The organism is Klebsiella michiganensis (assembly GCF_015139575.1).
GTDB classification, from domain to species: domain Bacteria; phylum Pseudomonadota; class Gammaproteobacteria; order Enterobacterales; family Enterobacteriaceae; genus Klebsiella; species Klebsiella michiganensis.
Window position 1 is genome coordinate 4,875,235 of record NZ_AP022547.1, and the last position, 13,777, is coordinate 4,889,011.

Below are 13,777 nucleotides of genomic sequence, written 5' to 3' on the forward strand. Positions count from 1 at the left end.
ATGCTCCCATTGATACTTCTGACCGGTTAAAGAATAACCCGACCTTTTGAGCCATTATCCAATACCCGAGTAAATCGTTCAAGTATTCTCCCCGCCGACCGGCTGCGCCTTTGCTTCCTGTTCCGCCTTTTGTTTTGCCAGGGTGCGCTGCAGAATAGTCGAGTATAAAGGCTTACCGCCGAGGAATTGTGCCAATAGTGTTGCGCCGAGACAGGTAATAATCATTGGCAAAATGAGCTGATAGTTATCGGTCATCTCCAGCACCAGCACGATGCCGGTCAACGGCGCGCGAACCGAGGCGGCGAGCAGCGCCCCCATCCCGGCGATGGCAAAGGTGCCGGCATCCAGATGATAGGCCGGAAACAGCGGCGTCGCCGCCATGCCAAACGCCGTGCCCAGCAGCGTCCCCAGCGCCAGCATCGGCGCAAAGATACCGCCGGGCGCGCCGGAAGAGAAGCAAAGCAGCGTGGTAATCACCCGCGCGATAAAAATAAACAGCAGCAGGCCGACGGAAAAATTGCCCGCCGCGGCGATGGGAATCAGGTTAAACCCGCCGCCGGACGCCGCCGGCTGAATCAGACCCAGCACGCCGCAGCTTCCGCCGATCAGGCCGCCAATCAGCACCCATTTTTTAATGTTGCCGCCGTGGAGCCGCTGGAACATATCCTGGGTGCGCAGCACCAGCGTATTAAACAGCGGGCCAACACAGCCAAAAATCATCCCGAGGATCAAATACAGCCACAGGGTGTTGACCGGCGCATTGCTGAGCTTACCGACCTCGATAACCGCTTTATCGCCGTTGAAGATACGGAAGACGATGGTGGCCATAATGACGCCGGTAAACACGGCTTTAATGGAGATCAGGTTGTAGCGAAACTGCGGGCGCATCTCTTCAATAATAAACAGAATCCCGGCCAGCGGCGCGTTAAAGGCGGCGGAGAGCCCCGCCGCGGCGCCGGTCGCCAGCAGCGTATGGCGCGCTTCCGGACTGCGCATGCGAAAAACGTCCACCACCATGCGCCCAAGATTGCCCCCAAGCTGCACCATCGGCCCTTCGCGCCCCAGCACCATGCCCGCACCCAGCGTCCCCATGCCGCCGATAAACTTCACCGGCAGTACGCGCCACCAGCGAACGGGACGCAGCTCCTCCAGCGCGCCTTCAATTTCCGGGATCCCGGATCCGCCCGCTTCCGGCGCAAAACGACGGACGAGAAAATAGCCCACCATCGCCAGCAAAGCGGAGAGGATAAAGGCCAGCGGCCAGACCAGAAACCAGTGGTCCGCCACCTCTACCAGCGCGCCTATGCGCAGGTTCTGCACCCAGTTGACGCTTTTTTCAAACGCGACGCCGATCAGCCCCGCCAGCGTGCCGACAACGGCCGCCATTAATAACACCGCCAGCGGCGTTTTATCACGCTGAATCAACCGACGCACGGCATCGCTGCGGCGAACGCGTACGAACTGATGTGCTGAAGAAGAGGGGTTTTCTGCTTTCATGCCATTATCAATAATAAGTAATACAAATAGAAAGAAGGTCATTCTAGCCAACCGGACAGGCTCCGTCGTCAAAAAAATGCGCCGTGACCCCATTGTTTCAATTGGGCAAAACTTTCATAACCTTCCTGGAATAACTTAGAATAGTCGACAAAACATTTTTCACGAACCAGGACCCTGGCAATGAGCAAATCTGAAAATCTGTATAACGCTGCGCGTGAACTTATTCCCGGCGGCGTGAACTCTCCGGTACGTGCGTTCACCGGCGTCGGCGGTACGCCGCTGTTTATCGAGCGCGCCGACGGCGCTTACCTTTACGACGTTGATGGTAAAGCGTATATCGATTATGTCGGCTCCTGGGGCCCAATGGTGCTGGGTCATAACCATCCGGCCATCCGCAACGCGGTCATTGAAGCCGCCGAACGCGGCCTGAGCTTTGGCGCGCCGACGGAGATGGAAGTTAAAATGGCGGCGCTGGTCACCGAGCTGGTCCCGACCATGGATATGGTCCGCATGGTGAACTCCGGTACCGAAGCCACCATGAGCGCCATTCGCCTGGCCCGCGGCTTCACCGGCCGTGATAAAATTATCAAGTTCGAAGGCTGCTACCACGGCCACGCCGACTGCCTGCTGGTAAAAGCCGGCTCAGGCGCGCTGACGCTCGGCCAGCCGAACTCGCCGGGCGTGCCGGCGGACTTCGCCAAACACACCCTGACCTGCACCTATAACGATCTGTCATCGGTTCGCGCCGCGTTCGAACAGTATCCGCAGGATATCGCCTGCATCATCGTTGAGCCGGTAGCCGGTAATATGAACTGCATCCCGCCGCAGCCGGAGTTTCTGCCGGGCCTGCGCGCGCTGTGCGACGAGTTCGGCGCGCTGCTGATTATTGATGAAGTCATGACCGGCTTCCGCGTGGCGCTGGCCGGCGCGCAGGATTACTACGGCGTTGTGCCGGATCTGACCTGCCTTGGCAAAATCATCGGCGGCGGTATGCCGGTTGGCGCATTCGGCGGTCGTCGTGAGGTGATGGATGCCCTGGCGCCGACCGGCCCGGTTTACCAGGCAGGCACCCTCTCCGGCAACCCCATCGCGATGGCGGCAGGTTTCGCTTGCCTGACCGAAGTGGCGCAGCCCGGCGTGCACGAGACGCTAACCGAGCTCACTAACCAGCTGGCCCAGGGTCTGCTGGACGCCGCGCGCGATGCCGGTATTCCGCTGGTGGTGAATAACGTCGGCGGCATGTTCGGCATTTTCTTTACCGACGCGCCAACCGTGACCTGCTACCAGGACGTGGTCAAATGCGATGTCGAGCGGTTTAAACGCTTCTTCCACCTGATGCTGGAAGAGGGCGTCTACCTGGCGCCGTCGGCGTTTGAAGCGGGCTTTATGTCCATCGCCCATAGCGAAGAAGATATCGACAACACCGTCGCCGCCGCGCGTAACGCCTTCGCGAAGCTGTAACCTCAACGCCGGGGCCCCCTGCCCCGGCAATACGCATCTTGTTTAAAAGCATCATTTTGCGTCGGCCCACGCATAACAAGATGCAAACGCGATCGCCTCGAAAGATTGTCATCATCCCGCCTCGTAGAACCCAAAATCGTCGGCAGACAATGGGCAGGCAAAAGCAGATTCTCAGCGGAAACTCAGCCGCAAGGATTGCTCAGAATGACAACACAATCGTCCCCTACACCGCATGACGCCATTTTTAAACAGCTACTGGCCCATATCGATATGCAGCACCGGCGTATTGCGATCCTGGAGCTCCTGCAAAAGCATATTCGCCAGCGGGATCTCATGTTGCTGCTCGAGCAATTGGGGATTCTGCTTAACGCGGGATACACTACCGCCGAGCAGCTAAAAGTGTTTTTTAGCTATATGGGGCAGCGCGGTCGTGACGGAAAACGAATTAGAGCAGTTGCAGAATTCCGCAGTTAGTCCCAACTGAATCCGGGCAAAAAAGGGGATAACATCGCGACGCCCGCCGGGCATCGCGATGGTGAAACGCTACCGGCTCTGCTTTCTCAACAGATAGATAAAGTACGGCGCGCCGATAAACGTCGACAGCAATCCTGCCGGGATTTGGTACGGGAACATCAGCATCCGGCCGCACCAGTCGGCGAACACCAGCAGCACTCCGCCAATCAGGCCGGAGATCGCCATATGCGGCATCGTACGCCGGAATCCCATCATACGCGCAATATGCGGCGCCATTAACCCCACGAAGCTGAGCGGGCCAATCGTTAGGGTTGCGGCCGCGGTCAGACATGCCGCCAGCAGCAGCAGCCCGATACGTGACGGCGTCAGCGCCATCCCGACCGCCCTCGCCGCCTCGCCGCCCAGCGGCAGAATCGTCAACCAGCGTCGGCAAAGCGGCGTCAGCGCCAGCAGAATAAGCATCACCGCGCCGCTGCGCATCACGAGCTCCGGCGTGGCGCTGTAGGTTGAGCCGGAAATCCACGTCAGGATCTGCGCCATTCGCGGATCGCCGCTGGCCTGCAGCATCATCAGCAGCATGGTAAACGCCGTGCTCAGCGCCATCCCCGCCAGCAGCATGCGATGCGGCGAGAACCCGCCGCGTCCGGCGGCAATCAGAATGACCAGCAGCGTCGCCGCCGCGCCGAGGCTACCGGCCGGCAGCAGCCAGCCAAAGGCATTTCCCGGCACGAAGAACAGCATCACCACCACGCCAAACGCCGCGCCCGAGCTGATCCCGAGCACTTCCGGACTGGCCATCGGATTACCGGTTAAGCGCTGGATAATGCAGCCCGCCACCGCCAGCATCACGCCAGCGAACAGCGCCGCCAGAATGCGCGGCCAGCGCCAGGGCATTAGCTCATCCAGTAGCGTACCGCTGGCCCAGTGCCAGCCCTGCGCGTCGCGGCCGAAAGCCAGCGCCGCGACGATGGCCAGCAGCAGAATCGCCAGCCCGCCCAGCGCGAACCACAGCACATGTTGCCGTTCAGCCAGCACGCTATCGCCACCGTTCATCACCGGCGCGCTAATGCTGCGCAGGCGCGGCAGCAGCCATAGCAGCAGCGGCGCGCCAATCAGCGCGGTCACCGAACCGGTGGAGATCTCCATCCACACCCGGGCCAGCCAGAGGATAACCTGATCGGAGAGCCACAGCAGCAGCGCGCCAATCAGGGCCGCCAGCAGCAGGCGCGAGAGGAGGCGACGCGCGCCCAGCATCTTCGCCAACAGCGGCGCGAACAGGCCGATAAAGCCAATAATCCCCACCGCATTCACCAACAGGGCGCTAATGATAATCGCCAGGGTCAACGCCCCCAGCCGCGCCAGCGAGAGCGCCAGTCCGAGGTTGCGCGCCACGCCGTCGTCCAGCCCCATCAGGGTCAGCGGACGCAGCAGCAGTAGCGTTAAAATCGCTCCGCCCAGCAGCTGCGGCCACAGCCGCTGCACCACGCTCCAGTCGGTCTGCGTCAGGGTACCGGTACTCCACAGGAACATACTTTGCAGCCGATCGTGATGGAAAATAGCCATTAGTTGATTAAGCGCGCCGCAGTACAGGCTCACCACCAGCCCTGCCAGAATCAACGTCACCGGCGAGAGGCGTTTGCCCCACGACACGCCAAACACCAGCGCGCCGACAATGCACGCCCCGGCCAGCGCGGCGAACTGCGACGCCAGCACGCCAGGGATCGCCCACAGCGTGGTGACCGTCATGCCCAGCTGCGCCCCGGTCGCCACGCCGAGCGTCGTCGGCTCCGCCAGCGGGTTACGTAGTACCTGCTGGAACAGCACGCCCACCAGCCCCAGCCCGGCGCCGACCAGCAGCGATATCGCCAGCCGCGGCAGCAGGCTGTAGTGGAACAGCATCTGAGCGATATTATCGATATTCGGCTGCCAAAGCGCCTGCCCCCATTCGCTTCGCGGCAGCGCCACGTTGAGGTTGAACAGCGTCAGCGCAGCAGCGACGAGAAGGAGCGTCAACAGCAGTGGTGTCGCCAAAGGCGAAATTCGCGATCTCATGCCGGGCCTCCCTGAGCGTCGGCCAGCACGCGGGCAAAATGCATCGCCGATAGCGTCGCGCCATAGAACCACACCGCCGGGACGCGCTGAAAATGCCCTGCGCGAACAAACGGCATCGCTCGCCACAGCGGCGTCGCCATAAGCTGCGCCATCTCCCGCGCATTGCCGTGGTCGAAGCAGATAACGTCGGCGTCTCTGTAGGCCGCCAGCCGGTCAATGCCAACGGTGACGCTGCCCCAGAAGGTGGTTTCGCCCTGCCAGGCATTTTTGATGGCAAAGCGGTCGAGCACCTCCTGGAACAGGCAGTTTTGCGCAAAAACCAGCACGTGACGGCTATCAAGCAGAGTAATCATCAGCAGCGGACGATCGCCGCGGCGGGCAAAGCGCGGACGCAGGCTCTCCATCAGCGCGTCAAATTCCGCCAGATGGCGCTTCGCTTCCCGCTGCCTGCCGATCAGATCAGCCATTTCGCTAAGCGACTGCTGAGCCATCATCAGCGGGCGCTTGCCGTCGCTGAAGGTGAATCCTCGTCCGGGCGCAATACGCGCCAGCTTTTCCGCCGACGGGCCGTATCCCGCCGACCAGACCAGAAACGACGGCTTCATCTGCGTCAGCAGCTCCAGATTGGGCTCGGTACGCAGCCCGACGTCAATCACCGAATCAGGTAGCGCCGGTTCATTGACCCACAGCCGGTAGTTAGGGATATCGGCAACGCCGTAGGGCGTGACGCCCAGCGCCAGCAGCAGCTCTACCGGCAGCCATTCGAGCGCGACAATACGCTGCGGATCCACTTCCGCCGCCCGCGCGCCGCGCATCTGCCACAGCAGCGGAGACAGCGCCATTGCGGTCAGCAGGCGCCGCCGCGTGATGAATGTGAGGTTTTCCATCAATAGACAAAACTTACCGGCGCTGCGCCAGCCGGATGCGGCAGAATCCCCATCGGGATGCCGTAAATTTGTTCCAGGGTTTCGCTGCGCATCAGCTCCGCGGGCGTTCCCTGAGCGATCATCTCACCGCCGCGCAGCGCAACCAGATAGTCGCAGTAGCGCGCCGCCATATTGATATCATGCAGTACGGCGATCACCGTCAGCCCGCGCTGCTGGCTGAGGCGATGGACCAGCGCCAGCACATCCACCTGGTGGGCGATATCCAGCGCCGAGGTCGGTTCATCGAGCAGCAGGCAGCGGCTATCCTGAGCCACCAGCATGGCAATCCACGCGCGCTGGCGTTCACCGCCGGAGAGGCTGTCCACCAGCCGGTGGGCCAGCGGTTTTAGCCCGACCAGCGCAATCGCCTCTTCCACTTTCTCCCGATCCGCCGCGCCAAAACGCCCCAGCGCTCCGTGCCACGGGTAGCGGCCGATCGCCACCAGCTCACGCACCGTCATGCCTTCCGCCGGCGGCAGCTGCTGCGGCAGATAAGCCACTTTGCGGGCAAAGGCTTTACTCCCCCAGCTGTCGAGCGGCTGACCGTCGAGCAAAACCTCCCCGTCCGAGGGCGCCTGATGGCGGCCAAGCATTTTCAGCAGCGTCGATTTGCCGGAGCCGTTATGGCCAATCAGGCCCGTGACTTTTCCCGCCGGGAAGGTTAACGACAGAGGATGCAGCAGCGTTCTGCCGGGCACGCGGAAGGTCACGCGGTCCAGTGAAAACGTCGTATCGGAGTGCGGAGTGATTTCCTGCATAACGGAACCTGGTCAGAGGCGCGGCGAACCGCGCCCGTTAAGTGGTTAGAAACGGAAAGTCGCGGTCGCCACAACCTGGCGCTCAGCGCCCCAGTAGCATGCGTACTCGCTATAGCAGCTGGAAACGTATTCGCGATCGAACAGGTTGTTGACGTTGACCCCGATCGACGAACCCGGCAGACCAAAGCGCGCTAAATCATATTTCACGGTGGCATCCATTAACGCGTAGCCCGCGACGTTGAAGGCGTCATCTTTTTTCCCCGTCGAAGTATCGTTTTTGTAATAGCTTACCGTTGAACCGACATAGCGCGCCCCGGCACCCACCGTCAGGCCGCTCAGCGCGGTTTCGTGGAAGGTGTAGTCGGCCCACAGCGACGCCATGTTGCGCGGCACTTCCGCCGGACGCTTGCCGTTAAAGGTGGTGTCATGCTGGTATTGGGCGTCGGTATAGGTATAGGAAGCCGTCACGTTGACGTTGGCGTTAACCGCCGCCTTCGCCTCCAGCTCAATCCCGCGAGAGCGGATTTCGCCCGTCTGAATGCTGAACGAGGCGTTGTTCGGATCCGCCGTCAGGTTTTTATCTTTGGTCAGCTGATATACCGCGGCGGTCAGCACGACCGGCATATCCTTCGGTACGTACTTCACCCCGGCTTCATACTGTTCGCCGTGGGAAGCATCGAAGGGTTTACCATCCCGCGACGATCCGGAAACCGGCTCAAAAGACTGGCTGTAGCTGAAGTATGGCGAGATACCATTATCAAACAGATAGTTAATACCGCCGCGCCAGGTGAACTGCTGATCGTGATTTTTGGCGAGGGTATTCGCAGGGCGCGTCAGGGTTGAAGCCATTGCATAGTCGTAGCGGCCCCCCAGCGTCATCACCCACTTATCCCACGCCATCTGATCCTGGGCATAGAGACCGGTCTGCTCCATACGGTTCAGCACTGAATAGGGGAAGTTAACGCTAACGTTTGCATTGCCGTACTGCGGATTCTGCATGTCAAGCGCGGAAGCCGTCCCGTAATCGGCGTTCACATCATTGCGCATGCGCGAATAATCCACGCCGGTTAACAGAGTGTGCCCTACCGCGCCAGTAGCGAAATCAGACTGCAGCTGAGTATCAACGGTAAACGTATTAAGGTTCTCATCAGAGCGAACATACGCACGGTTGATTTTGCCTGTCGGCGTATATCCGTTGCCGTAGACCGAACGATAGAGGGTATGGACGTTGGCATAACGCAGGTTCTGACGTACGGTGAAAGTATCATCAAACTGATGCGAGAAGCTGTAGCCCACCATCTGCTGACGGCGGGACATCTTATTATCCGCCTCGCCTTCGTTAAAGTCCGTCGGCAGCTTATGCGCCTTACCGTTGGCGTCGTAATACGGCACCACCGTCCCTTCACGCGGCAGCCAGCCGTAATATCCGGCATACGGATCGCTCTGGAAATTACTCAGGAAAGTGAAGTCCGTTTTGTCATCCGGACGCCAGCTAAAGGAGGGGGCGACCGCGTAACGGGTAGACTTCGCCATTTGCTGCTGGGCGTCCTGGCTGCGGCCCAAACCGGTCAGACGATAAGACCACACGCCGTCATCATCAATGGCGTCGCTGAAATCAAATCCCGTCTGCCACAGATTATCGGTGCCCATTTTAAACTGGATTTCTTTCAGCGGCTCAGTGGTCGGACGCTTGCTGACCATGCTGACGATACCGCCAGGGTTGCTGTTGCCGTACAGCACCGACGTTGGCCCGCGCATCACCTCAACACGTTCGAGGAAATAAGGGTCCATCGATACTTCGGAATAGTTATTACCCTGCAGCTTCATCCCATCCAGATACTGGTTGGTATTCACCGTTGTCGACGTGGTGAAACCACGAATCGTCACCACATCATAGGTGGTTGAGCTGCCGCGAGTCGAGAATACGCCCGGCGTATAGGCCAGCGCTTCTTTCACCGTCGTCGGCTGCTTCATCTCCATTTCCTGACGGGTCACCACGGAAATAGACTGCGGCGTTTTTTCGATGGGGGTATCGGTTTTTGTTGCGGTAGCCGAATGTTTCGCCGCGATGGTCGCTGCCGGTCCCCAGGCGCTCTCCTGCGGGGCCGGAGCGGCGGTGACGGTAATGGTTTCTTCTTTCGGTTCAACTGCCGCCTGTGCATAAACAGACATGCCGCTAACCGCCGTGGCTACTACAACTGCGATTTTACGCAGCGAGTGATTTGGCTGAGCAGTTTTAAGACGCGCCATGGGTATATCTCTAATAGAAGTGAATGATAACGTAAACGAGAATTATTATTATAACGGGTGACATAATAGGCGAAACGCGCGCGGCAAGGCAAGAAATATGCCCCCTGTGAGCGATCAAAGGATGAATAAATAACCAGACGGTAAGTGTGGGGTTAAACGGCTGTTAATTAAATGACAGAGATAAAAAGGCCCTCTACTACCGGGGTAGTAGAGGGCCTATATTTCCGCCTCCATTCAACCGACACAGCGCCGGTTTACAGGATGCAGCGGCGGGTTAATTGCTGCCGAACATATCCTTAATCCAGCCCGCTACGCCATCGCTCTTCTCCTGCTTCGGCGGTTGCTGCTGCTGATTTTGCTGCTGCGGCTGCTGCCCGGACTGATTGAACGGGTTATTCGCCTGCTGCTGCTCAAGCTGCTGCTGTTGGATCTGTTCGCCCTGGCGGCACAGCGCGTCCGGCGTGGTCGTCCATACCGGCAGCGAGCGCATGCCGCCGCTGCAGACAAAGTTACCGCTGCCATCGACGCCCATATCCACCACGTCTTCAGGCGGAGTCAGCACCAGCGGCGTCGGCGTCTGGTTAGCCAGGTAGCGCTGATAAATTGACATCGCGCCGCTGGCGCCGTACAGCTTGGTCGGCTGGTTATTATCGCGACCCACCCAGGTAATGGTCACCTGACCGCCGTCAATACCGGCAAACCAGGTATCAACGTTGTTGTTGGTGGTCCCGGTTTTACCCGCCAGATGCAGGCCCGGATACTTCGCGCCCAGCTGGCGACCGGTACCGCGCTGCACCACCTGCTGCATGGTCCATAGCGTCATATACGCCGCCTGCGCCGGCACCGCGCGTTCCGCCTGCGGATAGCTCTGATAGAGCACGGTACCATCTTCAGCGATAACGGAACGCAGCGCGGACAGCGGTGCGCGGTTACCCCCGCTGGCAATGGTCTGGAACGCCTGCGCCACTTCAATCGGCGTCAGGTTCAGCGCCCCCAGCAGCATAGACGGCACGGCGTTCAGCTGATTCTTCGGCGCGCCCAGCTTAGTCCAGGTATCGACCACCGCCGGCAGACCCAGCGCCATCCCAAGGTTCACCGTCGGCACGTTCATTGAACGCGTCAGCGCGTCAACCAGCATCACTTTACCGCTATCGCTGTAGCGACGATCGTCGTTCTGCGGCGACCACGTCTGGCCGTTGGACAGGCGAATCGAGATAGGCGCATCGGCAATCCAGGTATTGAGACGATACTGGTTCGGCTGGCTTAGCGCGGTCAGATAGGTCGCCGGTTTTGCCAGTGAACCAATTGAACGGCGCGCCTGCATCGCGCGGTTATAGCCGGCAAACTGCGGCTCCGCGCCGCCGACCATCGCCCGCACCTCGCCGGTGAAGCGGTCGACCACCACCATCGCGGTTTCCAGATCCGGCAGCTTACGCTGTTTCTTCAGCGCCGGAATACCTTCCGTCGCCGCTTTTTCCGCCGCGTCCTGCGCGACCGAGTCGAAGGTGGTAAAGATCTTCACGCCGGAGAGATCTTTCACTTTGTCGCCCAGCTTCGCCTGCAGCTCCTGGCGTACCATCTGCATAAACGCCGGCTGCGGAGAGATCACCCCGCCGCGCGGCTGTACGCCCAGCGGACGCGCGCTCAGCATGTCATACAGCTCCTGATCGATAACCTGCTGCTGCTGCAGCAGACGCAGCACGAGGTTGCGTCGCTCCAGCGCCAGCTTCGGGTTACGCCACGGGTTGTAGACCGACGCGCCTTTTACCATCCCCACCAGCAGCGCCTGCTGATCGAGGCTCAGCTCTTCCACCGGACGACCAAAGTAATAGAGGCTCGCCAGCGGGAAGCCGCGGATCTCGTTATCGCCACTCTGACCGAGGTACACCTCGTTCATGTACAGCTCAAGGATACGATCCTTGCTGTAGCGGGCATCGACGATCAGCGCCATATAGGCTTCATTAATCTTGCGCCAGTACGAACGTTCGCTGGAGAGGAACAGGTTCTTCACCAGCTGCTGGGTCAGCGTACTCGCGCCCTGCACCGTACGCCCGGCGGTCAGGTTCGCCAGCACCGCGCGGCCAATCGAGTAGAGGCTGATGCCGTCGTGTTCGTAGAAATGGCGGTCTTCCGTCGCCAGCAGGGTATCGACCAGCAGATCCGGGAAGCCGTTGCGCTTAACAAACAGACGCTGTTCGCCGTTGGCCGATTGCAGCATGGTGATCAGGCGCGGATCGAGACGGAAGAAACCGAACTGGCGGTTGTTATCCATATTCTCGATGGTGTCCAGACGATCGCCATTAAAGGTCAGACGCGCGCGCACCTGCCCTTCTTTACTGTCCGGGAAATCGAACGGACGGCGGATCATCTCGATACTGTTGGCCTGTACCGTGTATTCGCCCGGGCGCGTCATCGCGCTCACCTGGCGATACTGCGTGGCGTTGAGCAGGCGCACCATTTCGTTTTTGCTGATCTGCATATCCGGCTCAAGATTGACCATCCGGCCATAAACCGCCGCGGGCAGATCCCAGACTTTACCGTCGATGCGGCTGCGGATTTTCTGATCGAGGTAGACGCCATAGGCGGCAATCAACACCGCGCAGACGACCCCAATCTTAATCAGCAGCCATAGCCAGGCGCGTTTACGACGAGGGGGTTTACCGCCTTTGCCTTTTCCTTTCCGCGGCATCGGTTTTTCATCCTCATAGTCATCATCATCGTAATCGTCGTCGTAGTCGTCTTCCCGGACCCGACGGCGAGTTACCTTTTGTTTTGCCGGGCGCGAGGGTCTCCCCTTACGTCCGATCGGCTCGCGGTCATCTCCCGCCATGCTTTTTCTCCGCAACTTACAGGCGTAAAGGCCTGATTCTCAATGTTTCCCCGATTGGGGGAAAGAAGAAATCTCTCAAATTGACGCCCGACCGTTTTGGCTTTCAGGCGACCATTTATGAACTGCGCGACGCGTTATCATGTCGCTCGCATGATTTTCACTTTAAAAATTCACCATACAAATCACATTGTTACCGGCTTCATCGACAGAATAGTTCGGGACACGGTACTTGTTGTCCAGGCGATACAGGATAGCACTAAACCGCGACATTCTTAACCAGCATTTTACATGCTCATCAGGTAACAAAAGGGAAATTATTATGTTTTTTAACAACATAAACATGTCCGTCCGTATCCTTCTACATGCCGCCAAAAGAAAGCGGAACGGCAACGCCGGAAAATAGTATTTCCGCCATAAAAGAAAAATCATGCAGGTGAAAGAAAAACAAATTTAAAAGACGACAATGATAAAAAAGCGAGCCGCTTAACATTGATAATTTGGCAGATTTTCTGATGACTGCGGACAAATATTTGTTAAACTGTCAGCCAATTAATTTTTCCGATTAATATATTATGCGCAACTTTATTCTATTCCCGCTTATGGCGGTCGCCCTGCTCTCAGGCTGTCAGCAAAATCGTTCGACAACCCTCAGTCCTGCCGTGAGCGGTCAGGCCCAGCTTGAGCAGCTCGCCTCCGTCGCCGCCGGGGCGCGCTATCTAAAGAATAAATGCAACCGCAGCGATCTGCCCGCCGATGAAGCGATTAATCGTGCGGCAATAAACGTGGGTAAAAAACGCGGATGGGCGAATATTGACGATAATCTGCTAAGTCAGCGCAGCGCGCAGCTATATCAACAGCTCCAGCAGGACAGTACCCCGGAAGCCACAAAATGCAGCCAGTTTAATCGCCAGCTGGCGCCATTTATTGATAGCCTGCGCGGCAATAAATAGCGCTTATTTTTATTCCGCTCGCACTATTTTATTCAGCCTGCGGACTCTCCTCAATCGCCCCGCCCGGCCAGTCATCCAGCGCCGCGAGGGTAAACGTTTTACCGTTGAAGCTAAATACGGTGAGATCCTGCTGAATCTGCTCAATAACCAGGTTCGGCAACGGCGAGTCGCCCTCCTTCCAGGACTGGCCGTTTAATACAATGCTGCGTTTCTCCGCCAGCGAGGCGTAGACGTGCGCGCTATAGCGCAGAGGCGGCAGAGTATCTTCATCGATCGCTATTTCTGGTTCAGCCTTCATTTCTGGCTTGGCTTTAACCGCCGTCACGGCAGTTTTGACCGCCGGTTGATTCAGCGGCACTAACGCCGCATGCGCTACCGGCTGCCTCATCGGCTGCGGCTCGGGCTTATTCCGCCACTGCTCGCCGCCGAACCAGCCGAGCGCAATCAGCAGCGCGGCGTACAGCGGTACGGTCACATAGGGGATCTGCACCATTTTTCCAACTACCGCCGGGGGCGCGGACTGCGGGTACGGCTCTTGCTGACGAACAAGCACGGGCTTCTCCTTAATCAAGACACGCC

9 protein-coding genes and 1 pseudogene are annotated in these 13,777 nt (G+C 58.9%); 3 read left to right on the forward strand and 7 right to left on the reverse strand.

The annotated features are described in order from the left end of the window. Positions 1-78: 78 nt before the first annotated feature. Positions 79-1,497: a H(+)/Cl(-) exchange transporter ClcA gene (clcA, locus tag JLG71_RS22895; protein WP_032694441.1), complete on the reverse strand. Its 1,419-nt coding sequence runs from the start codon at positions 1,495-1,497 to the stop codon at positions 79-81. A 180-nt stretch (positions 1,498-1,677) separates the two neighbouring features. Here clcA and hemL point away from each other — a divergent pair, with 180 nt between their 5' ends. Next, on the forward strand, positions 1,678-2,958 hold the full coding sequence (gene hemL, locus JLG71_RS22900) for a glutamate-1-semialdehyde 2,1-aminomutase (RefSeq protein ID WP_025107379.1): 1,281 nt from the start codon (positions 1,678-1,680) through the stop codon (positions 2,956-2,958). Positions 2,959-3,228: 270 nt separating this feature from the next. Beyond that, positions 3,229-3,387: pseudogene (locus JLG71_RS28645) on the forward strand (Rpn family recombination-promoting nuclease/putative transposase); the annotation flags it as partial. Positions 3,388-3,501: 114 nt separating this feature from the next. On the opposite strand, the gene fhuB reads toward JLG71_RS28645, so the two are convergent. From fhuB to mrcB, 5 genes are all read right to left on the reverse strand, one after another. After that, a complete protein-coding gene (gene fhuB, locus JLG71_RS22910; protein WP_064358580.1) occupies positions 3,502-5,484 on the reverse strand; it encodes a Fe(3+)-hydroxamate ABC transporter permease FhuB in 1,983 nt (660 codons plus the stop codon). After that, a complete protein-coding gene (gene fhuD, locus JLG71_RS22915) occupies positions 5,481-6,371 on the reverse strand; it encodes a Fe(3+)-hydroxamate ABC transporter substrate-binding protein FhuD (protein ID WP_064358581.1) in 891 nt (296 codons plus the stop codon). The genes fhuB and fhuD overlap by 4 nt, the downstream gene beginning before the upstream one ends. Further along, the gene (fhuC, locus tag JLG71_RS22920; protein WP_004098728.1) at positions 6,371-7,168 is read right to left on the reverse strand and encodes a Fe3+-hydroxamate ABC transporter ATP-binding protein FhuC; all 798 of its coding nucleotides are present in this window, start codon (positions 7,166-7,168) and stop codon (positions 6,371-6,373) included. Before fhuC ends, fhuD begins: the two co-directional genes overlap by 1 nt. 45 nt (positions 7,169-7,213) lie before the next feature. Further along, positions 7,214-9,418 (reverse strand): ferrichrome porin FhuA, encoded by a 2,205-nt coding sequence (gene fhuA, locus JLG71_RS22925; protein ID WP_049082182.1) that lies wholly within the window; start codon positions 9,416-9,418, stop codon positions 7,214-7,216. Between the two features lie 274 nt (positions 9,419-9,692). Then, positions 9,693-12,248, reverse strand: a complete 2,556-nt coding sequence (mrcB, locus tag JLG71_RS22930) for a bifunctional glycosyl transferase/transpeptidase (protein WP_200913836.1) — start codon at positions 12,246-12,248, stop codon at positions 9,693-9,695. Positions 12,249-12,820: 572 nt separating this feature from the next. Here mrcB and pulS point away from each other — a divergent pair. Further along, the gene (gene pulS / locus JLG71_RS22935) at positions 12,821-13,198 is read left to right on the forward strand and encodes a GspS family T2SS pilot lipoprotein variant PulS (RefSeq protein WP_004098724.1); all 378 of its coding nucleotides are present in this window, start codon (positions 12,821-12,823) and stop codon (positions 13,196-13,198) included. A 28-nt stretch (positions 13,199-13,226) separates the two neighbouring features. Here the strand turns inward: pulS and gspB are convergent, their stop codons facing one another. Further along, positions 13,227-13,751 carry a type II secretion system assembly factor GspB gene (gene gspB / locus JLG71_RS22940; RefSeq protein WP_025107372.1) on the reverse strand — a complete coding sequence of 175 codons (525 nt, stop codon included), beginning with the start codon at positions 13,749-13,751 and terminating at the stop codon, positions 13,227-13,229. Positions 13,752-13,777: the final 26 nt, after the last annotated feature.

What these genes read in the sequence shown, in the direction of transcription:
- clcA (WP_032694441.1), bottom strand. Translation starts at nt 1,497, where the DNA reads ATGAAAGCAGAAAACCCCTCTTCTTCAGCACATCAGTTCGTACGCGTT.
- hemL (WP_025107379.1), top strand. Translation starts at nt 1,678, where the DNA reads ATGAGCAAATCTGAAAATCTGTATAACGCTGCGCGTGAACTTATTCCC.
- fhuB (WP_064358580.1), bottom strand. Translation starts at nt 5,484, where the DNA reads ATGAGATCGCGAATTTCGCCTTTGGCGACACCACTGCTGTTGACGCTC.
- fhuD (WP_064358581.1), bottom strand. Translation starts at nt 6,371, where the DNA reads ATGGAAAACCTCACATTCATCACGCGGCGGCGCCTGCTGACCGCAATG.
- fhuC (WP_004098728.1), bottom strand. Translation starts at nt 7,168, where the DNA reads ATGCAGGAAATCACTCCGCACTCCGATACGACGTTTTCACTGGACCGC.
- fhuA (WP_049082182.1), bottom strand. Translation starts at nt 9,418, where the DNA reads ATGGCGCGTCTTAAAACTGCTCAGCCAAATCACTCGCTGCGTAAAATC.
- mrcB (WP_200913836.1), bottom strand. Translation starts at nt 12,248, where the DNA reads ATGGCGGGAGATGACCGCGAGCCGATCGGACGTAAGGGGAGACCCTCG.
- pulS (WP_004098724.1), top strand. Translation starts at nt 12,821, where the DNA reads ATGCGCAACTTTATTCTATTCCCGCTTATGGCGGTCGCCCTGCTCTCA.